The 19,926-nt window shown below is 60.3% G+C and carries 16 protein-coding genes; 8 read left to right on the top strand and 8 right to left on the bottom strand.

What is annotated here, in order from left to right; all coding sequences use genetic code 11:
* Positions 1–104: 104 nt before the first annotated feature.
* Positions 105–464: a GtrA family protein gene (locus AC1UK9_RS22625; protein WP_473013475.1), complete on the top strand. Its 360-nt coding sequence runs from the start codon at positions 105–107 to the stop codon at positions 462–464.
* On the top strand, positions 461–2,131 hold the full coding sequence (locus AC1UK9_RS22620) for a glycosyltransferase family 39 protein (protein WP_482578539.1): 1,671 nt from the start codon (positions 461–463) through the stop codon (positions 2,129–2,131). Before AC1UK9_RS22625 ends, AC1UK9_RS22620 begins: the two co-directional genes overlap by 4 nt.
* Here AC1UK9_RS22620 and AC1UK9_RS22615 read toward each other — a convergent pair.
* Positions 2,040–3,659, bottom strand: a complete 1,620-nt coding sequence (locus AC1UK9_RS22615) for an FMN-binding glutamate synthase family protein (RefSeq protein WP_473013473.1) — start codon at positions 3,657–3,659, stop codon at positions 2,040–2,042. The genes AC1UK9_RS22620 and AC1UK9_RS22615 overlap by 92 nt on opposite strands.
* A gap of 171 nt (positions 3,660–3,830) precedes the next feature.
* A complete protein-coding gene (locus tag AC1UK9_RS22610) occupies positions 3,831–4,631 on the bottom strand; it encodes a helix-turn-helix transcriptional regulator (RefSeq protein WP_482578538.1) in 801 nt (266 codons plus the stop codon).
* A 125-nt stretch (positions 4,632–4,756) separates the two neighbouring features.
* Between AC1UK9_RS22610 and AC1UK9_RS22605 the strand changes: the two genes are divergently transcribed.
* Both AC1UK9_RS22605 and AC1UK9_RS22600 read left to right on the top strand, forming a co-directional pair.
* Entirely contained in the window at positions 4,757–5,578 is an 822-nt protein-coding gene (locus AC1UK9_RS22605) for a carbon-nitrogen hydrolase family protein (protein ID WP_482578537.1), read from the top strand.
* A 209-nt stretch (positions 5,579–5,787) separates the two neighbouring features.
* On the top strand, positions 5,788–7,113 hold the full coding sequence (locus AC1UK9_RS22600) for an APC family permease (protein WP_482578536.1): 1,326 nt from the start codon (positions 5,788–5,790) through the stop codon (positions 7,111–7,113).
* 7 nt (positions 7,114–7,120) lie between these two features.
* Here the strand turns inward: AC1UK9_RS22600 and AC1UK9_RS22595 are convergent, their stop codons facing one another.
* The 5 genes from AC1UK9_RS22595 to AC1UK9_RS22575 are packed head-to-tail and all read right to left on the bottom strand — an operon-like array spanning position 7,121 to position 15,460.
* The gene (locus AC1UK9_RS22595; protein WP_473013470.1) at positions 7,121–8,524 is read right to left on the bottom strand and encodes an ATP-binding protein; all 1,404 of its coding nucleotides are present in this window, start codon (positions 8,522–8,524) and stop codon (positions 7,121–7,123) included.
* Positions 8,521–10,335: a DAHL domain-containing protein gene (locus tag AC1UK9_RS22590; protein ID WP_473013469.1), complete on the bottom strand. Its 1,815-nt coding sequence runs from the start codon at positions 10,333–10,335 to the stop codon at positions 8,521–8,523. Before AC1UK9_RS22590 ends, AC1UK9_RS22595 begins: the two co-directional genes overlap by 4 nt.
* On the bottom strand, positions 10,332–11,285 hold the full coding sequence (locus tag AC1UK9_RS22585; RefSeq protein WP_482578535.1) for a cytochrome-c peroxidase: 954 nt from the start codon (positions 11,283–11,285) through the stop codon (positions 10,332–10,334). The genes AC1UK9_RS22590 and AC1UK9_RS22585 overlap by 4 nt, the downstream gene beginning before the upstream one ends.
* A gap of 42 nt (positions 11,286–11,327) precedes the next feature.
* Positions 11,328–13,199 (bottom strand): putative bifunctional diguanylate cyclase/phosphodiesterase, encoded by a 1,872-nt coding sequence (locus tag AC1UK9_RS22580; RefSeq protein ID WP_482578534.1) that lies wholly within the window; start codon positions 13,197–13,199, stop codon positions 11,328–11,330.
* The gene (locus tag AC1UK9_RS22575) at positions 13,196–15,460 is read right to left on the bottom strand and encodes an EAL domain-containing protein (protein WP_482578532.1); all 2,265 of its coding nucleotides are present in this window, start codon (positions 15,458–15,460) and stop codon (positions 13,196–13,198) included. Before AC1UK9_RS22575 ends, AC1UK9_RS22580 begins: the two co-directional genes overlap by 4 nt.
* Before the next feature lie 251 nt (positions 15,461–15,711).
* Between AC1UK9_RS22575 and nosR the strand changes: the two genes are divergently transcribed.
* The 4 genes from nosR (at position 15,712) to AC1UK9_RS22555 (ending at position 18,737) form a co-directional block, all read left to right on the top strand.
* Complete coding sequence (nosR, locus tag AC1UK9_RS22570) at positions 15,712–17,073, top strand: response regulator c-di-GMP phosphodiesterase, NosR family (protein ID WP_482578531.1); 1,362 nt, start codon at positions 15,712–15,714, stop codon at positions 17,071–17,073.
* A gap of 66 nt (positions 17,074–17,139) precedes the next feature.
* Positions 17,140–17,574, top strand: a complete 435-nt coding sequence (locus AC1UK9_RS22565; RefSeq protein WP_482578530.1) for an NUDIX hydrolase — start codon at positions 17,140–17,142, stop codon at positions 17,572–17,574.
* A gap of 24 nt (positions 17,575–17,598) precedes the next feature.
* Positions 17,599–18,237: a LysE family translocator gene (locus AC1UK9_RS22560; protein ID WP_482578529.1), complete on the top strand. Its 639-nt coding sequence runs from the start codon at positions 17,599–17,601 to the stop codon at positions 18,235–18,237.
* A gap of 2 nt (positions 18,238–18,239) precedes the next feature.
* Positions 18,240–18,737: a GNAT family N-acetyltransferase gene (locus tag AC1UK9_RS22555; protein ID WP_482578528.1), complete on the top strand. Its 498-nt coding sequence runs from the start codon at positions 18,240–18,242 to the stop codon at positions 18,735–18,737.
* A 151-nt stretch (positions 18,738–18,888) separates the two neighbouring features.
* Here the strand turns inward: AC1UK9_RS22555 and metR are convergent, their stop codons facing one another.
* Positions 18,889–19,806, bottom strand: coding sequence for a transcriptional regulator MetR (gene metR / locus AC1UK9_RS22550; RefSeq protein ID WP_025112411.1), 918 nt, complete (start codon positions 19,804–19,806; stop codon positions 18,889–18,891).
* Positions 19,807–19,926: the final 120 nt, after the last annotated feature.

Here is a 19,926-nt window from a genome sequence, read left to right as displayed (position 1 = left end):
CGTCGTAATCCACCCCCCCACCTGTAATTTCTGACAGTAGACCGCTCACGTGCCATGCCCTAGTTTCGAAAGTCAGCCGGACGAAGCCATGGCAAGGAACTGCAATGAAAGGATTTCCTGCGCTGACAGTGATTGGAATGGCCGATGCGCTTATCCACTGGCAGGTGTTTTTCGTCCTGTGCAGCGCTGTCGGACTGACCCAGGCCGCCAGTAACTTCGCCGCATTCTGTATGGCGGCGGCGTTCTCGTTTTACGTGAACATGCTCTACACCTTCGACAGCAAGATGTCGGTGTTCGGCTATTTGCTGTTTATCGGTTTGATGGCGGGAGCAAGCTTGGGCATCGGCTCGATTGCCGATATGCGTGGCTGGCATGGCTTGCTGACGGTGACGGTGTTCACTGCGCTGAACCTGACGTTGGGTTACTGCTTTTTCCGCTTTTTGCTGTTTCGTGGCCAACGATGAAACCCTTGTTGGCCGTTCCTTTGCTCAACGCAGCGCGTGCGTCAGCGAGCATCGATCGGCTCGCTCTGCTGGCCGTTCTGGTGATTGCGCTGGGCGTGCGGTTCTACTCAATCACCGTTCCGGTTATTTGGTATGACGAGGCCTACAGTCTGCTGCTGGCGCGAGAAACGCCGACACGCATCTGGGCAATGACTGCGCTGGATGTGCATCCGCCGCTCTACTATGTATTGCTGCATTACTGGGGGATCGTGTGGGGCGATTCTCCATTGGCGGCTCGTGCATTCAGTGTGCTGGCAGATGTCGGCACATTGTTGCTTTGCATCAAGCTGATGAGCCTGATTGCGACCCGCCGGGCCACCTGGATCGCCGCGTTGCTGTTGGCGCTGCTGCCGATTTCTGTGCGTTATAGCCAGGAAGTCAGGATGTACGCCCTGCTTGGTTTCTTGCTGATGAGCGCCACCGTGGCACTGGTGTGTTGGGCGAGGGCGCCAGAGCAAAAACGCTACGCGGTGGTTTATGTACTGCTCATGACTGCTGCGTTTTATACCCATTACTTTGCAGGGCTATGCGTACTGGTGCATTGGTTGTTCTGGTGGCAGAGCCGAGTGACCGGTAACGGAACCGCCATTGCGGCTGATCGCTGGTTGATTGTTAACAGCGCTGTTGTGTTCTGGTATTTGCCCTGGGTTCCTTCTTTGCTCAACCAGCTTGCGGATACGACCACTCTGGATTGGATCAAGCCTGCGACTCTTCAGGGGGCTTTGAGTCTCGTCTGGCAGTTCACCGTGATGGGCGATGACTCTTCGAAGCAGTCGATTTGGCACTTGTTGCCCTTTGCGTTAATGCTGCTGTGCGCTTGTATTGCCGTTGTGGGCAACTCGGGTGAGCGGCGATTCCGTGTATTGCTGGTCGGCTACTTCTTCGTTCCGGTGACAGTTCTTTATCTGATTGCCCTGTTTCTTCCGTTATTTGTACCGCGATATCTGGTGTTTACAGCACCTGCTTTGGCGATGATTACAGGTATGGCGCTGGATGTTTTATTCCGACGCTGGCCGCTGTGGGCCAGTGCGGCATTAGTGTTTTTCATCGTTGGGCAACTGTGTGGTCTGACCGAAATATATCGGCAAACCGATGGATTGAATGGAACGGATCCGCGTAGAGAGTCGGGGTTCTCCCAATTGATATTGCAGTTAAATCAAGTGGTTCGCCCGAAGGATGAGATCATCATGTCCAATCCTTTCTGGTTTCCGACATTTGCCTATTACAGCAACACTTCAATTAATCCAAAGTTTGAAATCCATTCTTCGATAGATGATTTTTTGCGCTTCACTCGCCGTGGCGTCTTTAGCCTGATCAATGATCCGGTCGCTAGCAGCTATTTGGATGGCGTGACAGTTCTGGACTGTCGCAGCCAAAGAATCTGGTGGATTACGGACAGTGACCTGTCTGCAGACAGACCGCTTTTCGCGAAAGATCGGGCGCCTTCGCTCACCTTGTATGGGGGGGATATTTCAGCGTACCTGTTTACTCCAGAATCAGTGCCGGCCCCAGCACGGGGCGGCACAAATTCCATGCTTAAGCTGCCGCTATCTCCTGCGGCTCAAAACTGTCCGCCCGCGCCATCTGCCACATCCGCGAATAGAACTCGCCGTTCACTTCCCCAGTGAGCAATTCCCCCGGTTTCAGAAACACATGCAGCTGCGAGAACAGTTTGATTTCAGTCGCCGACATGCGCCGTACCAGATGTTTGGCCGACAGTTGCGATGGATGCTCCAGGCCGGCGGCGGCGAGCATTTCGGCCAGTGCCTTGAGCGTGTTGCGGTGGAAGTTGTAGACGCGTTGGGCCTTGTCCGGGACGACGAGGGCGCGCTGGCGCAGGGCGTCCTGGGTGGCGACGCCGGTCGGGCATTTGTTGGTGTGGCAGCTTTGCGACTGGATGCAGCCGATGGCGAACATGAAGCCGCGCGCCGAGTTGGCCCAGTCGGCGCCGATGGCCAGCACGCTGGCGATGTCGAAGGCGCTGACGATCTTGCCGCTGGCGCCGAGCTTGATCTTGTCGCGCAGGTTCAGGCCGACCAGGGTGTTATGGACAAACAGCAGGCCCTCGCGCATCGGCACGCCGATGTGGTCGGTGAATTCCACGGGCGCAGCGCCGGTGCCACCTTCCTTGCCGTCGACCACGATGAAGTCCGGGAGGATGCCGGTTTCCAGCATGGCCTTGGCGATGCCCATGAACTCCCACGGATGACCGAGGCAGAACTTGAAGCCCACCGGCTTGCCGCCGGACAGTTCACGCAGTTGCTGGATGAAATGCATCATCTCGATCGGTGTGGAAAACGCGCTGTGGCGTGACGGCGAGATGCAGTCTTCGCCCATCTGGATGCCGCGGGTGTCGGCGATTTCCTGTGTCACCTTGTGCTTGGGCAGAATCCCGCCGTGGCCAGGTTTGGCGCCCTGGCTCATCTTGATTTCGATCATCCGCACCTGCGGGTTCTGCGCCTGGGTGGCGAAGCGCTCCGGGTCGAAACGGCCGTCGCTGGTGCGGCAGCCGAAGTAGCCGCTGCCCAGCTCCCAGGTCAGGTCGCCGCCGTTTTCGCGGTGATACGGACTGATGCTGCCTTCGCCGGTGTCATGGGCGAAGTTGCCGAGCTTGGCGCCCTGGTTCAACGCACGGATGGCATTGGCGCTGAGCGAGCCGAAGCTCATCGCCGAGATGTTGAACACCGACGCCGAATACGGCTGGGTGCACTGCGGGCCGCCGACGGTGACGCGAAAACTGTTCGGGTCGCTCAACGGCGCCGGGCGCATCGAGTGGCCGATGAATTCGAAGCCCGACTGATACACGTCGATCAGCGTGCCGAACGGTTTGTCGGCGCTTTCATTCTTCGCTCGCGAGTACACCAGTGAGCGTTGGGCACGGGAGAAGGGCAGGGCATCGCTGTCGGATTCGAGCAGGTACTGGCGGATTTCCGGGCGGATGCCTTCGACCAGATAGCGGATGTTGCCCAGGATCGGGTAGTTGCGGCGCACTGCGTGCGGGCTCTGCATCAGGTCGAACAGACCGAGCAGGCTCAGCACACCGGTGACGGCGGTGATCGGCCACAGCCAGTCGTGGTCGAGAAAGGGCAGGCTGGCGAGGGTGAAAATCACGCAGACGGCAAAGAAGGCGTAGCGGCTCAGGAGTGACAGGCTCATACGGTTTCCTTGGGTTCGGACTCAATAAATTCAGCAACGCAGGTCCCCTGTGGGAGCGGGCTTGCTCCGGGCGGCGATCCGACGAAAGCGCTGTGCCAGATGCATCAATGTTGGAAGTGATGGGCTCTTCGCGAGCAAGCCCGCTCCCACAAAAGCTGTTGCACGTTGCAGTCAGGCATTTTGTGCCTGGAGAAAAATCGAAAACAGCTCGGACTGGGATTTGATTCCCAGCTTGCTGTACATGTGTTTCTTATGGACTTTCACGGTTTCTACGGAGATTTCCAGCTTACGGGCGATTTCTTTACTGGAGCAACCGCTGAGCATCAAACGCCCGACATCCAGCTCCCGGGCGGTCAGTTGCGCGCCCTTGAGTTGCTGCACCGACGCTTCCAGTTGCACCCGCCAGTCGGCCGGTGCAGGCACGGCAGCGAGGGCTACGGTTTCGTTGATCTCGTACGGCAGGCGCTGGCGCAACAGGCCCAGCACCCACGGCTGGATCAAAGACAGCAAAGCGATCTGTTCGCCAGTGAAACGTTTTTCACTGCCCAGCGACAGACACAGCGTGCGTTCGCCTTCGAGCTGGCAATTGAACTGGATTTCGTCGGCGACCACATTCAGACGAAAGTATCGCTGGTAATACTCGGTCAGCTCGAAATGCTCCGGCGCCACCTCGGACAGGCGGTACAACCCGGTGCGCGACTGCTCGCGGCAGGCGATGTAGAACGGGTCGAGCAGATACAACCCGCGCAGATAATCCTGAAACAATTGGTCGGGACTGCCGTCCTCGCCAGGGCATTCGGCGAAGACCTGCGGGTGCTGATCGGCGCTGAACAGCAGCGCCACCCAGCTATCGAACGGCACGTACTGGTCGAGCAGGCGCACCAGTTGCGCCCAGAAATTGGGCTTGTCGAGCGCGTCGATCAGTTGGCCGACGGCGCGGTGCCAGGTGATGTCATCAAACGAAACGGTCATGGATCTACCCCTATCGGGTTACCCCGGCCGCGTGATTCCCTGACCGGTTGCTTGCTGCGCATACTGGCCCACAGACAGCCACCGGGCAATCTTTCAGCGCCCGATGCTCATCACAAGGAATCTTCATGAAAGTCGAACTCGCCCAACTGGCGGGCCGTGACAAAGACACGGCGTACAACCTCGAACGCGCCCTCGCGGCGATTGCGGCGTGTGCTGCCGACACGCAATTGATCGTGTTCCCGGAAACCCACCTGATGGGCTTCCCGACCGCCGACACTGTGGCGCAGATCGCCGAGCCGGTGGACGGCCCGACCGTCGGCGCCGTGCTGGCCGCCGCCCGCCAGCGCAACATCGGCGTGGTGATCGGCATGGCCGAGAACGACAACGGTCGTTTCTACAACACCACGCTGCTGATCACCCCCGAAGGCATTGCCCTGAAATACCGCAAGACCCACCTCTGGGCCTCGGATCGCGGCGTGTTCGAGGCCGGCGACCGCTATGCCACGTGCCTGTGGAACGGAGTACGGGTCGGGTTGTTGATCTGCTACGACATCGAATTCCCCGAGTCCGCCCGTGCGTTGGCGCAACTGGACGCCGAGTTGCTGATCGTGACCAACGGCAACATGGACCCGTACGCGCCGACCCACCGTACCGCGATCATGGCCCGCGCCCAGGAGAATCAGGCGTTTGCGCTGATGGTCAACCGCGTCGAGGCCGGGGATGACGGCTTGATGTTCGCCGGCGGCAGTGCGCTGGTCGATCCGCTGGGGACGTTGCTGTTCGAGGCCGGGCGTGAAGAAGGGCAGTTCAGCGTCGAGCTGGATTTCGCTCAACTGGAGATTGCGCGCAAGGATTACCGCTATCTGGATGACCAGCGCTTGAAGCTGCCGGGGGAGGTGCTGGCGCACGCCTGCGGTTTGCGTGAGTTGCTGATTCCTTCGCGCTGATCCGATTTTTTTCATCGACTGTACCGGCCCTGTCGCGAGCAGGCTCACTCCTGCATCGACCGCGTACACCCTGTAGGAGTGAGCCTGCTCGCGAAGAGGCCCGCCCAGACAACACACCTGTTTGATCCAAAAACAACAACACACGTACCCGAAACATTCGCCGAACTCGGCTCTGCCATAAATCCAATAAAATTCGGAGTAAGTCGCTCATGGCTCGTTTGCAACGCACCCTGTCATTAGGGTCGGTGGTGCTGTTCGGCATCGCCTACATGACGCCGATCATTGTTCTCGGCACCTTCGGCATCCTCGCTCAATCCACCGCCGGCATGGTCCCGGCCGCCTATCTGGCAGCACTGGTGGCGATGTTCTTCACCGCCATGAGCTACGGACGCATGGCCGCCGCGTTCCCGGTCGCCGGTTCCGCCTACAGCTACGTGCGCAAGGCGATCAGCCCTAAACTTGGCTTCATCGCCGGTTGGGCGGTGCTGCTCGATTACCTGTTTCTGCCGATGGCGATCTGGCTGATCGGCGCGGCGTACCTGGGGTCGGCGTTCCCCTCGATTGCGCAGTGGATCTGGGTGCTGGCCTTCATTGGAATCACCAGTGCGATCAACATCATTGGCCTGAAACTGGCCAACGGTATCAACGCCTTGCTGATGCTGGTGCAGTTTCTGGTGCTGATCGCTTTCGTCACCTTGTGCGTGCACTACGTGGGGGGCGATGCGAGTACGCCGCTGTGGTCGATCAAACCGTTCTTCAACGGCGACATGCAGATGCCGCTGATCATGAGCGGCGCGGCGATTGCCTGCTATTCGTTCCTCGGTTTCGACGCCGTGAGTACGTTGACCGAAGAAACCCGTGACCCGCGCCGCACCATCCCACTGGCGATCATGTTGATCACGCTGATCGGCGGTCTGATCTTCGTCGGTGTGTCGTACTTTGTGCAGATCGCGCACCCGTCGTTCCAGTTCGACAGCGTCGACTCGGCGGCCTATGAAATTGCGCGCAATATCGGCGGCGATCTGTTCGTCTCGATCTTCCTCATCGGCCTGATCGTCGGCCAGTTCGCCTCGGGGTTGTCCGCTCAGGCCAGCGGCTCACGCCTGCTATTTGCCATGGGCCGCGACGGCGTGTTGCCCAAGTCGTTTTTCGGCACCTTGCACGCGCGCTTCGGTACACCGGTCAACAGCATCCTGCTGTGTGCGGTGGTGGCGTTGCTGGCCCTGAAACTTGACGTGACCACGTCCACTTCGTTCATCAACTTCGGCGCATTCCTGGCGTTCAGCCTGGTCAACCTGTCGGTGATCTTCCATTACTGGATCGGTGGCGAGAAAAAAGGCCCGCGCGAACTGCTGCTGTTTCTGGTGTGTCCGTTTATCGGGCTGGTGGCGGACTTGTGGCTGATGGTCAGCCTGGATCACCTGGCGGTGTATCTGGGCCTGAGCTGGCTGGCGGTGGGCGTGGTGTATCTGGCGGTACTTACCGGCGGCTTTCGTCGTCAGCCGCCGGAGATGGATTTCCAGGAAGCGACCTGAGGCGTCTTCAGGCCGCGGGCCGGCTCTGGCGCATCGGCAATTCGACGCGAAAGGTCGTGCCCACGCCCGGTTCGCTGCGTACCGAAATGTCGCCACCGTGCTTTTTCACGATGCCGTAGGACAGGGACAGGCCAAGCCCGGTGCCCTGGCCGACCGGTTTGGTGGTGAAAAACGGATCGAAGATTTTTTGCAGGATGTCCGGCGCGATCCCCGCGCCGGTGTCGGCGACTTCCACCCAGGCCGTGTCCTGTTGTTGCCCGGTGCGCAAGGTAATGGTGCCGCGCTCGGGGCCCATGGCCTGAGCCGCGTTGACTACCAGGTTCATGATTACCTGATTGATTTGTGACGGCAGGCACTCGATGTCCGGCAGTGGCTGATACTCCTTGATCAGATCGGCCTTGTACTTGAGTTCGCTGGCGACGATGTTCAGGGTCGACTCTATGCCTTGTTGCAGATTGGCCCACTGCCATTGCTGATTGGTATCGACCCGGGAGAAGTCTTTCAGGTCCTTCACGATCTGTCCGACCCGGCCTATGCCTTCCTTGGATTCGCGGATCAGCACCGGGATGTCTTCGAGCAGAAAATCCAGATCAATGTCTCGGCGCAATTGCTCAAGCCGCGCCACGGACTCGTTGTCCAAAGCGTGCCCGAGTGTCTGGAACGCATCGAACAGGCTCAGCAATTGTTTGAAGTAGCCATCCAGCGTGCCGAGGTTGGAGGAGATGAAGCCAATCGGGTTGTTGATCTCATGGGCCACGCCCGCCGCCAGTTGGCCCAGTGAAGCGAGTTTTTCCGACTGCACCAGCTGACCTTCCAGTTGCTTGCGTTCATCGATTTCTCGCTGCAGCTCTTCGCTGGCCTGCTTGAACTGGGCGGTGCGCTGATCGACCAGATGTTCCAGGTGATGCATCTGCAACGAGGCCCGTTCCGTCATCTGCCATTTGGTCAGCAGGGTGTTGGCCATCTGCTGCACTTCGATGTTGTCGAACGGCTTTTTCAGAATCAGCAAGCGGTCATGCGCTTGCAGACGCTCCAGCAGTTCATCCCAGGAATAATCCGAGTAGGCGGTACAGACCACCACTTGCAACAGCGGGTCCTGCTGCCACAGATGCTCGATGGTTTTCGCGCCATCCCAGCCATCGGGCATGCGCATGTCGACGAAGGCCAGCGCGTAGGGGCGTTGTTCCTGCAAGGCCTGCACCAGCTTGCCCAGACCTTCTTCGCCGCCGTAGGCGGAATCGAGCTCGAATAGCGGGCGCTGGGGGCGTGCCGGTGCACCGAACAATGCGGCCTCCATTTCGTCCAGTTCCAGCGAATGCGCGGCATCCGGGGCGAGAATCTTGCGGAAGTCTTCATGAATCGACGGCATGTCGTCGATCAGCAGAATGCGGCGGTTCGAAAGCTCGCTCATGCGTTCTCCGTGACGCTGATCAGGGGAATCTGCAAGGTGAACAACGCACCTTTACCCGGACCATCACTGTGCGCGGTGAGGTGTCCGTTCATCTCGATGGCGGCCAGGGCGCAGCTGTGCAGACCGAAGCCGTGGCCTTCCTTGCGGGTGGTGAAACCGTGGGCAAAGATACGCGTCATGTTTTCCGGCGCGATGCCTTCGCCATCGTCCTTGACGCTGATTTCGAGAAAGCTGTCATCGGCGATTTTTACCGCCAGGGTCATGGTGCGGGGGCGGTTGCTGAGGTCGGACATCGCGTATTTGGCGTTGCTGATGAGGTTGATCAGGATCAGCAGCAAGCGGTGTTTGTCGCCCATCACCTGCGGCACGTCGGCGTACTCGCGGACCACTGTGACATGGTGCCGGGTCAGGGCCCCGGCGTTCATGCGCAACGCGTCTTCGAGCAATTCGTTGATGAACAGCGGTTCGGTCATGCTGTTGGCGCCGGCATAGGACTGCTGGGTGGCGACGATGTCCTTGATGTGATCGACGCTTTTGTTCATCTGGTTCAACTCGTCGACCACTTCCTGCTGTTCCTGGGCAATCGCGCCCACCAGTTGGTTGAGGTAGCCGGGGAGCAATTTGCCCTTGGCGTCTTCGCTGAGGAACGCACCGAGGTCATGCGGATGCTCGTTGATCAGTTGCATGGCTTTGCCCAGGCCCTGGGCCTTGCTGGTGCGTAGCTTGCGTGCGATCAGGTCGCTGGAGATGTTCACGCTGTTGAGTACGTTGCCGACGTTGTGCAGCACGTTGGTGGCGATTTCCGCCATGCCGGCCTGACGAGCTGCGCCGAGCAGTTCGCTCTGGGCATCCCTGAGTTCCCGGGTACGCTCCTCGACCCGTTGCTCCAAGGCATCGTTGGCGGTGTGCAGGGCGCTATTGACCCGGTTGATCTCGGCGAAACTGCCGATCAGGCGGATGCCCAGCCACACCAGCGACAGCATCAACAGGACCGAGAACAGCAGCAGATAGAAGTGGTATTGGCGGTCGACCAGATCGGCGCGCTGCTGATCGCGATCGAGCATGGTGGTGATGTTGTCGAGGCGGTCGGCCACGGGAATGTTTTCGATGCTTTCGAGCAACTGATTGACCAGTGGCTGCTCGCGAGCAATCAGGGTGATGTGGTTGCTCATGATCATGACCGGGGTCTGAAAGGCTGGCGGCAGGCGTTGTGCGTTCACCTTCAGTTTGTTCAGGCCGACCTCGATGTCGGCGGCCCTGTCGTCGGAGGTGACCTGGGCGAACTCCAGTGCGCTGAGCAGCAGGTCGTAGGTATCGGTGGTGATGTTTTGCAGCTGTAACTTATCCAGGTCCGACAGGTTGGCCAGTTGCTCCTGGATGTCGTCTTCAGCGGTGGGCAAAAAGGCCAGGGAATTGCGTAACAGTGCGTTGTGCGATTTGAACTGTTCGACCAGACGGGTCTTTTCCTGCATCGCCTGCAGGTAGCCCTCGTGCGCGTCGTTCCATTGCGCCGAGTCGTTGCGACCATGCCCGGACTCTATCGCGTCGAAGCGCTCCCAAAGCCGGTTCATCTCGTTCATCGGCGAGACCAGCGGGTCGTAGTTGTGGGTGAGTGCCACGCGGGCCTTGAGAATTTCGTTTTCCCACTGCGAATTCTGCTGTTTGATCTGCCGGATCAGATCCCGCGACTCGGTGTACGTCATGGTCTGGTCGGAGCTGGATTTGAAGTACAGAAACAACAGGATCGAGGCCAGCGCCAGGGCGACCAGGGTCAGTAACAACAGGCTGCGTCGCCGCGAGATGTTGATCATGGCTTGCCTGCCCATTGGCCGGTGAGAGTCGTGAGAAACAGAATGATCAGTCGTTTGTCCTCATCGCTCGGTACGCGTCCCAACTGATACTTGAACATTACATCCACGGCCTGTTCCAGAGTGGCCGCCGAACCGTCGTGCAAATACGGTGCGGTGATCGCGACATTGCGCAGGCTCGGCACCTTGAACACGGTCCGGTCCGCTTCGTCGGCGGTGACGTTGAAGCGGCCCTGATCGGCCACCGTCGGGTTGCCGCGGTCGGCAATGTAATCGCCGAACACACCGAACTTCTGGAACATGTTGCCGCCGATGTTCACCCCCTGATGGCAGGCGATGCAGCCGTATTCCTTGAAGCGCTGGTAACCGTACTTCTCCTCCAGGGTGAGGATGTCGGTGTTGCCCAGCAGGTATTGATCGAAGCGTGAGTTGGGCGTCAGCAAGGTGCGTTCGAAACTGGCCAGCGCCTGCTGGACATTGGCCTTGGTCACGCCGTCCGGGTAGGTGGCGGCGAAATCGCGATGGTAGTCGGGGTCGTTGGCGATCCGCTCGATAACGGTGCTCCAGTCGCTGCCCATTTCATGCGGACTGGTGATGACGACGTTGCTTTGCTCCTCCAGCGTCTCGACGCGGCCATCCCAGAACTGGCGGAAGTTGAGGGCGGCGTTGAACACGGTCGGCGTGTTGACGGCCACCGGTTTGCCGTCGAAGCCCAGCGACAAGGTACGGCTGTCGGCACCGTTCTTGTCCAGCTGGTGGCAACTGGCGCAGGACAGTGTGTTGTTGATCGATAACCGTGGCTCGTGGAATAACCGCTTCCCGAGTTCCACGCGCCGGGCATCCTGCTGCGGCACTCCGGGCAAGGGTTTGAGGGGCTCGTCCAGCGGATCGGCACTGGCCCCGGCGCAGAGTCCGCACAGCAGCAACGCCATGGCGTGGTGGAAAAGGCTCATCGGCAATCGTCTCCCTGACTCAAGGCCGGTTTAAGGTGTTGATCAAATCGTCCACGGCGCAGGCTCGGTGCCGGCCAGCAAGCGAGCAAACGCGTCTGCCGGCAGGGCTTTGCTGAAAAAGTAGCCCTGACCTTCCTCGCAGTGATGCGCCTGGAGAAAGGCCAGTTGTTCGGCGGTTTCAATGCCCTCGGCGATGACCTTCAACCCAAGATCCTTGCCCAGGTTGATGATGGCGCTCACGAGCGCGGCATCGTTGCGGTCGTCGCTCAGGCCGCGAATGAACGACTGGTCGATCTTCAGCACATCGATGGGAAACCGGCGCAGGTAGCTCAGGCTGGAATAGCCGGTGCCGAAGTCGTCGATGGCCAGATGGGTGCCCAGCGCCTTCAGGTGATTGAGCGCAGTCATCGTCGCGTCGACGTTTTGCATCAGAACGCCTTCGGTGATTTCCAGCTCCAGCCATTCGGGCGCCAGACCTGTCTGTTTGAGCACGCGCTCGACGCCTTCGACGAAGTCACGCTGGCGAAAATCGATGGGCGACATGTTGACCGACATACGAATCGAAGGCAGCCCGGCCGCTTGCCAGGCACAGGTCTGACGACAGGCCTCAGCCAGGACCCATTTGCTCAGCGGCACGATCAGGCCGCTGTCCTCGGCCACCGGGATGAAGTCCGAAGGGTAGACCCAGCCATGCCCCGGTTTTTGCCAGCGCACCAGCGCTTCGGCACCGACCACTGTGGCCGTGCGCAGCTCGATTTTCGGCTGATAGTGCAGGACGAATTCATGCTCGTGCAGGGCGCGGCGAATGCCCGATTCGATGCTGTGCTGTTCCCTGGCGTGCTGGTTCATGGCCTCGATAAAGAAGCCGATGTTGTCGGAGCCGTGCTCCTTGACGTTGCGCATCGCGGTCTCGGCCTTCTTGATCAGCTCGATCGCCTCCAGTCCGTCATCGGGATAGATGCTGATGCCCAGGCTGGCGCTGACGCTGACGTCATGGCCGGCAATCGTCTGCGGCAGACGAATGGCAGCGAGCAGCTTTTCGGCGATGCCATGGGTTTGCTGCGGGTGGTTGATGTCGCCGAGGATCACCACAAATTCGTCGGAGCCGTAGCGAAACACCGAGTCCGAGTCACGCACGCAGGACAACAGTTGCCGCGCGGTCCGCTTGAGCATCTCGTCGCCCGCCGGATGGCCCAGCGCATTGTTGATGCGTTTGAAGCGATCCAGGCCGAGAAACATCACCACCAGTTGTTTGTCATGGCGCCGGCACACGGCCAGGGCCTGGCTAAGGCGATCACCCAGCAGGGTGCTGTTGGGTAGCCCCGTGAGGCTGTCGTATTGCAGCAGGTGCGAGACTTTGAGCAATTCATGCACCCGCGCCTCGATGGTTCGCTCCAGGCTGAGCATCTTCAACGCCGCATCCTGTGCCAGTTGCCACTTCCAGGTCAGGGCGTTGGCCATCTGGCGGATTTCCAGACTGTCGAACGGCTTTTTCAGGATCAGCAACTGGTCGCCGAACTCCAGCCGTTCGGCCATCGCCTCCCAGCTGTAGTCGCTGTAGGCGGTGCACAAGGCAATTTGCAGGTTCGGATCGACCCGCCACAGTTGCTCGATGGTTTCCAGGCCGTCCCAGCCGGGCGGCATGCGCATGTCGATGAAGGCCAGCGCATAGGGGCTGCCACTGGCCAGCGCGTGTTTGACCAGGGCCAGGGCTTCCTGACCCTGATAGGCAGAGTCGAGCTGGAAGCTCAAGTGTGGCGCCTGGCGGGTACTGAACAGCGTCTGTTCCAGTTGATGCAGATCGGCCTGGTCCTCAGCCAGCGGGGCGAGGATTTTGCGAAAGTCATCGTGAATCGCTGGCGTGTCATCAATGATCAGGATGCGGCGGTTGGTCTGGGGAAAGGGGGCTTTCATGCCTCATCCTCCTTCGGGGAGGGAGTCGGACGGGGGCCGTCCTTGAGCAGTCGTCCAGCCTGCTCGGCGCTGACCGCCTCGCTGAAATACAGGCCTTGTGCGCTGGGCAGCGGAGCCCCGGCGTTGGGGGTATCCTGCCGACTCAGTGGCGTGTGACCTTCGGCAATGATGCCGATATTCAGATCCCGGGCGAAGTTGACGATGGCGCGCAGCGCGTTGGCACCGGTCACATCCTGAGTCGCACTGTCGATGAAACTCTGGGCCAGTTTGAGGTGATTGACCCGGTAGGTTTTCAGGTAATCGAACGAGGAGTACTCGGTGCCGAAATCATCGATGGCGATGGTCACGCCCAGTTCACGCAGGCGCGGCAATGCATCGTTGTGCGTCCACTTGGTCTGGGCCAGCGTGGCTTCAGTGACATCGAAGCGCAGATCCCAGGGGGCGAGTTCCCAGCGGGCGGTGGTGCGCAGCACGTTGTAGATGAGTTCCGGGCCGCTTTTGAGTTGCGCCAGGGAAATCTTGATCGCCATCACCGGCGGCGCCACCCCTTCATTACGCCACAGATGCATCTGGTGGCAGGCGTGATCCAGCACCCAGCGCCCGAGAGGAATGATCGCGCCGGTTTTCTCCGCTATCGGCACGAATTCGGATGCCGGCAGCAGGCCGAGACGGGGATGTTGCCAAAGGATTTGCGCTTCCATGCCCAGAATCCTGCCGCTGTGCAGATCAACTTCTGGCGCGTAATGCAGCCGCAGCTCATTGCCTTCAAGGGCGGTCATCAATTCGCTGACGAGGGTCATGCGCTCGGCCACTTCCCGAGAGATCTCCTCAGAGTGGAAGTGATACTGGTTGCGGCCCATTTCCTTGGCGCGGTACAGCGCCATATCGGCCTGCCCGAGCAGGCTGTCGGCATCGAGGCTGAGGTCGCTGTAACTGCTGATGCCGATGCTGACTGAAATGTGCAGCGCATTACCGGCCAGGTTGTAGGGCGCCAGCAGTGTGTCGCGGATGTTGGCGGCCATCGTGGCCGATTGGGTCGGGTCACTGACGTCCAGTTGCAGGATGGCGAACTCGTCGCCGCCCAGGCGCGCCACCACGTCGCTTTCGCGCACGCCGAACTTGATGCGCCGGGCGACTTCCTGCAGCAGCAGATCGCCAACCGGGTGTCCCAGGGTGTCGTTGATCCGCTTGAAGTGGTCCAGATCCAGATAAAACACTGCAAACGGCATGGCGCCCCGTCGCGCGGCGGCAAACGCCTGATGCAGGCGTTCGATCAGTGTGGCGCGATTGGCCAGGCCCGTCAGGCCATCGGAGCGGGCCAGCAACGCCAGTTTGTCCTCGGCCACGCGACGTTCGGTGATGTCGAGAATGATGCCTTCGACTTCCAGTAGTCGGCCATCATGATCGCGCACCGGGATGTAGCGGTTCTCCACCCAGCGCCAGGTTCCCTGGCCGGTGCGCATCCGGAATTCGATGGAAGCGCCCGACGCATGCCGATCCAGCACTCGGGCCATGGCGGCATCGACGCTTGCCTGATCGTCCGGATGAATCAGTTCCTGAGCCCAGTTGGGCGAGCGCACCAGGTCGGCGGCGACATGCCCGTAACGGGTGATGTTGTGAGAGATGTACATCAGGGCAAACGAGGGATCACCGCGCAACCGGTAAAGGATGGTCGGGCTGTTCTGCACAATGATGTTAGCGTCGGACAGCTCGCGGGTGCGCTCCTGCACGGCGTTTTCCAGCAGGTTCATCTTCAGTTCGGCGTCTTCGGTCATTTGCCATTTGACCGTGAGGGCGCTGGCCATCTGCCGGATCTCGATCGCGTCAAAGGGCTTTTTCAGGATCAGCAGCCTGTCGTTCAGGGCCAGACGCCGGTCGATGTCTTCCCAGGAATAGTCGGAATAGGCCGTGCACAGCGCGACTTGCAGCTTGGGGTCGACTTGCCACAGCCGTTCGATGGTCTCCAGGCCATCCCAGCCTGGTGGCATGCGCATGTCGATGAAGGCCATGGCGTACGGGCGGTTTTCAGCCAGCGCGGCTTCGAGTTTGTCCAGCGCTTCGCGGCCCTGAAAAGCCGAGTCCAGTTCGAAGTGTTGGGTTTGTTTGGCGGATGGGCTGCCGAACAACAGATTCTCGGTTTCGCCCAAGCCATCGTCGCCGGGGATGACCGGGCTGAGAATCTTGGCGAAATCGCCATGAATCGCCGGACTGTCGTCGACGATGAGCACGCGGCGATTGATCTGCGCGATTGGCAGGTTCATGTCGCACCCCCCACGAAGAGGCGTGCTGTGGTCATCCGGGGCATCCTTTTCCCTCGCCATTTGCCTGTTCGACAGCCGATGGAGTCCTGCGCCGTGTTCAGCATAGTCGGCCCCTCGTTACTGCGCGTTGGGCCCCGAGTGAAGATTTGCGTGAATGCACTGAAAATTCATCTAGCCTTTGACTCAGGTGCGGGCCAGTGCGGCGGTCGGTCGGTGCGTCGTTAACCTCTGTTTTCGCTTGAGGCCATGCCATGGAAGAGCAATCCGCCCCGTTGCCGACGCATCGACCGACGGTGCTGCTGGTCGATGACGAGGAATCGATCCTCAACAGCCTGCGCCGCCTGCTGCGCGGTCAGCCCTATGAAGTTCTGTTGGCCACCAGTGGTGCCCAGGCGCTCGACATGCTCGCGCAGCAGCCGGTGAACCTGGTGATGAGCGATGCGCGCATGCCGAGCATGGACGGGGCTTCGTTACTGGCCCATGTCCGTCAGCTATATCCTGCGACTGCGCGGATCATGCTCACCGGTTATGCCGACCCGGGGGCGATCATCAAAGCCATCAATGATGGGCAAATTCACCGTTACATCAGCAAACCGTGGAATGACGAGGAGCTGGTGCTGATCCTGCGTCAGTCCCTCGAGCACCAGCATTCCGAGCAGGAACGCCAGCGTCTGGAGCGCTTGACCCAGGTGCAGAACGATCAGCTCAAATTGCTCAACAGCACCCTGGAAAAGCATGTGGCGGCGCGCACGGCCGAACTGCAGCAAACCGCCGACATGCTCGATCTGGCTTACGAAGAGCTCAAACACAGCTATGTCACCGGCACTGAAGTGTTCTCGCTGCTGGCCAATCTGCGTTTACCACCTGCCAAGCAGACCAACCGGCAGATCATCGAACTGGTGCGCAGCTACTGCAAACAGCACGGCCTGGACGAGGCCACCAGCCGCGACCTGACCATGGCCGCGGCGTTGTACAACGTCGGCAAGCTGAGCTGGACCGACGGCATGATGGTCACGCCCTCGGATTTGCTGCGCCATACCGATCGCGAGCGTTATCGCAGTTACCCGAAGCAGAGCGAATCGTTGCTCATGACGCTGGACCCGATGAAGGATGCGGCTCGTCTGATCCTGCATCATCAGGAACGCTGGGACGGCAGCGGGTTTCCCGACCGGCTCAAGGGCGAGGGTATTCCGTTCGGTTCACGCCTGCTGAAACTGGCGGTGGATTTTGTCGAGTTGCAGCGTGGCTTGATCCTCGAACGGCAGATGAACAGCGACGAAGCGCTGCTGTACCTGCGTCAGTACGCCGGGCGTTTGTACGATCCTGATCTGGTCGAAGATTTCATTCAGGTGTGTGCTGCATTCCTCAGCGACGTCACGCTGGCCGATCCATCGGTCAAGGTGCTGACCACTCGGGATCTGGCCGCAGGGATGATTCTGGCGCGCAACCTGAATGCCGATAACGGCATGTTGCTGCTCAATGCCGGCAAGATCCTCAGCGCACTGTTGGTGGGAAAGCTGATTGCTTTCGAAGCCATGGAGGGTGGCAAGTACAAGATTTTCGTCAAAGTGCCGGAGGAGGTTGAAGCCGCGCTCAAGGCCCTGGGGGAGTGATCTGCGAGGTGACGTCCTTGGGCGGGCATGGGATCCTTGCGGTTTTTCCAGGCCGGTGGCTGACCCATGACCTCTGCATCCGTTGCACCTCCACGTCTTATCCGTATTGCCGCCGCCTTGTTGCTCAACACTGAAGGCCAGACCCTGCTGGTGCGCAAGCGCGGCACCACGGCGTTCATGCAACCGGGCGGCAAGATCGAAGCGCATGAGTTGCCGGTGCACGCGCTGGCCCGTGAGCTGGAGGAAGAGCTGGGCCTGCAGATCGATCCGGCGCAGGCGTCTTTTCTCGGCCAGTTCTCGGCGCCCGCCGCCAACGAGCCGGGGTTTGTTGTTCAGGCCCAGATCTTTCAACTGACTATCGACACCGATGTGACTCCGGCTGCCGAAATCGAGGAAGTGCTCTGGATCGATCCGGCCACTGACGGTGGTCTGGTGCTGGCGCCATTGACACGCGACCTGATCCTGCCGTTTTATCGAGCCTCGCTCAGCGAAACCGCCTGATCATCCACGCACAGGACGTCATCCATGATCCCGCTTCAAGACCTGCTGATTTTTGCTGCCGCCGCGCTGTTGATGGTACTGACGCCGGGGCCGAACATGATTTACCTGATCTCGCGCTCGATCTGTCAGGGGCGCAAGGCCGGGGTCACCTCGTTGCTCGGCGTGGTGAGTGGATTCTTCGTGCATATGTTCGCCGCGGCTGCCGGCTTGACCGCGGTGTTTCTGGCGGTGCCGATGGCCTATGAAGTACTGAAGTGGGCCGGCGCGCTGTACCTGCTGTGGCTGGCTTGGCAAGCGATCAAACCCGGTGCGCGCTCGCCATTCGAAGCGCAGCAATTGCCGCCGGACTCGTCGCGCAAACTGATCACCATGGGTTTTCTCACCAGCGCGTTGAACCCGAAAATCGCGGTGTTCTACCTCTCGGTGTTTCCGCAGTTCATCACCCCCGAACACGGCTCGGTGTTCACCCAGAGCATCATCCTCGGCCTGACCCAGATCAGCGTCAGTTTCAGCGTCAATCTGCTGATCGCGTTGTTTGCGGCAGGCATTGCCTCGTGGTTCGTGCGCAACCCGACGTGGCTGGCAATCCAGCGCTACTTCATGGGCTTTGTGCTCGGTGCCCTGGCTGTGCGCCTGATGCTGGAACAACGCAGGACGGCCTGAGCATGTGGATCGAACGGCTCGACGCCAGCCACGCGCTGGCCTACCGCGAATTGATGCTGGAGGCTTACGATCGCCATCCACAGGCGTTCACCTCAAGCGTGCGCGAGCGCGCGGTGATGCCGTTGAGCTGGTGGGAAGGGCGCCTGAGCAGCAAGCTCGATGTGGTACTGGGAGCATTCGAGGCCGGAGTGCTGGCCGGCATCGTTGGCCTGGCCTTCGAGCCCCGGGAAAAGGCACGCCACAAGGCCACCCTGTTCGGTATGTACGTGTCAGCCGATTTTCGTCAGCGCGGTCTGGGCCATGAACTGGTCCAGGCCGCCCTGGCCGAAGCGCAAAATCATCCTGCGCTGAAAGTCATCCAGCTCACCGTCACCGCCGGCAACGACGCCGCGTTCAACCTGTACCAGCGCTGCGGCTTCATCCAGTTCGGGCTTGAGCCGCTCGCGGTTCGGGTAGGCGAAGACTACTTCGACAAGATTCACATGTGGCGCGAACTTTGATTTCACACTGAACCCCTGTGGGAGCGGGCTTGCTCGCGAATGCGGTGTGTCAGATAGCTCATTTTTGCCTGACTTGACGCTTTCGCGAGCAAGCCCGCTCACACAGGTGAAGGTGGCGTTGCTGCAGGCTGCGATCTTTTGCTTTGCAGCATCAGCGTACGGCGCTGACCCCATCCAGCGTCGAGAACGACGTGTCCTTGGCCGTCAGCAGGAAATCGCGCATGTACGGCGCATCCAGCATGTCGGCGCGGATCGCTGCGTACAGCGTGGCAAACAGACCCTTCTCGCCCAGTCGTTTGGCCTTCACATAGCCGCGCGAGCTGTATTCGTGCAGCGCCCAGTGCGGCATGCCGCAGACGCCACGGCCGCTGGCGACCAGTTGCATCATCATCACCGACAGTTCCGAGGTGCGAACCTGCGCCGGTTCGATGTCGGCCGGCTCCAGGAAGCGGGTGAAAATGTCCAGCCGGTCGCGTTCCACCGGATAGGTGATCAGGGTTTCAGTCAGCAGGTCCTCGGGGACGATATAGGGTTTGCTCGCCAGCGGGTGCTGGTTGGCGACTGCGAGCATCGCTTCGTAGGTGAACAGCGGCACGTAGGTGATGCCGGCAATTTCCAAGGGGTCGGACGTCACGACCAGGTCCAGGTCGCCACGGGCCAGGGCTGGCAGCGGGGCGAAGGCGAAACCCGAGGCCAGGTCGAGCTCGACTTCCGGCCAGGCGTCGCGGAACTGGTCGATGGTCGGCATCAGCCACTGAAAACAGCTGTGGCACTCGATCGCCATGTGCAGGCGCCCGGCGGTGCCACCGGCCAGTCGGCTGATGTCACGTTCAGCGGCGCGCAGCAGCGGCAGGGTTGCGTCCGCCAGTTGCAGCAGGCGCAGGCCGGCACTGGTGAAGCGCACCGGTTTGGTCTTGCGCACAAACAGCGGCATGCCCATGCGCTCCTCCAGTTCCTTGAACTGGTGGGACAACGCCGATTGAGTCAGGTGCAGGCGGTCGGCGGCGTCGACCAGGCTGTCGGCTTCGCGCAGGGCATGCAGGGTTTTCAGATGACGGATTTCAAGCACCGCATGGCTCCATGAAGAAAATTTGTGATCGAGGCGAAGGCGGTGAGTTTGTCTCATGTTGGCGGGACTGTCGACCGCTGAAGGTGTGGCGGGGCACCTCGCGTGCCCCACCGTTTTTCT

The organism is Pseudomonas sp. AK-TSAG1-1 (assembly GCF_056821665.1).
Note: the sequence above shows the minus strand (reverse complement) of the source record. Positions and strands in the feature narration are given on the sequence as shown.

What these genes read in the sequence shown, in the direction of transcription:
- AC1UK9_RS22625 (WP_473013475.1), top strand. Translation starts at nt 105, where the DNA reads ATGAAAGGATTTCCTGCGCTGACAGTGATTGGAATGGCCGATGCGCTT.
- AC1UK9_RS22620 (WP_482578539.1), top strand. Translation starts at nt 461, where the DNA reads ATGAAACCCTTGTTGGCCGTTCCTTTGCTCAACGCAGCGCGTGCGTCA.
- AC1UK9_RS22615 (WP_473013473.1), bottom strand. Translation starts at nt 3,659, where the DNA reads ATGAGCCTGTCACTCCTGAGCCGCTACGCCTTCTTTGCCGTCTGCGTG.
- AC1UK9_RS22610 (WP_482578538.1), bottom strand. Translation starts at nt 4,631, where the DNA reads ATGACCGTTTCGTTTGATGACATCACCTGGCACCGCGCCGTCGGCCAA.
- AC1UK9_RS22605 (WP_482578537.1), top strand. Translation starts at nt 4,757, where the DNA reads ATGAAAGTCGAACTCGCCCAACTGGCGGGCCGTGACAAAGACACGGCG.
- AC1UK9_RS22600 (WP_482578536.1), top strand. Translation starts at nt 5,788, where the DNA reads ATGGCTCGTTTGCAACGCACCCTGTCATTAGGGTCGGTGGTGCTGTTC.
- AC1UK9_RS22595 (WP_473013470.1), bottom strand. Translation starts at nt 8,524, where the DNA reads ATGAGCGAGCTTTCGAACCGCCGCATTCTGCTGATCGACGACATGCCG.
- AC1UK9_RS22590 (WP_473013469.1), bottom strand. Translation starts at nt 10,335, where the DNA reads ATGATCAACATCTCGCGGCGACGCAGCCTGTTGTTACTGACCCTGGTC.
- AC1UK9_RS22585 (WP_482578535.1), bottom strand. Translation starts at nt 11,285, where the DNA reads ATGAGCCTTTTCCACCACGCCATGGCGTTGCTGCTGTGCGGACTCTGC.
- AC1UK9_RS22580 (WP_482578534.1), bottom strand. Translation starts at nt 13,199, where the DNA reads ATGAAAGCCCCCTTTCCCCAGACCAACCGCCGCATCCTGATCATTGAT.
- AC1UK9_RS22575 (WP_482578532.1), bottom strand. Translation starts at nt 15,460, where the DNA reads ATGAACCTGCCAATCGCGCAGATCAATCGCCGCGTGCTCATCGTCGAC.
- nosR (WP_482578531.1), top strand. Translation starts at nt 15,712, where the DNA reads ATGGAAGAGCAATCCGCCCCGTTGCCGACGCATCGACCGACGGTGCTG.
- AC1UK9_RS22565 (WP_482578530.1), top strand. Translation starts at nt 17,140, where the DNA reads ATGACCTCTGCATCCGTTGCACCTCCACGTCTTATCCGTATTGCCGCC.
- AC1UK9_RS22560 (WP_482578529.1), top strand. Translation starts at nt 17,599, where the DNA reads ATGATCCCGCTTCAAGACCTGCTGATTTTTGCTGCCGCCGCGCTGTTG.
- AC1UK9_RS22555 (WP_482578528.1), top strand. Translation starts at nt 18,240, where the DNA reads ATGTGGATCGAACGGCTCGACGCCAGCCACGCGCTGGCCTACCGCGAA.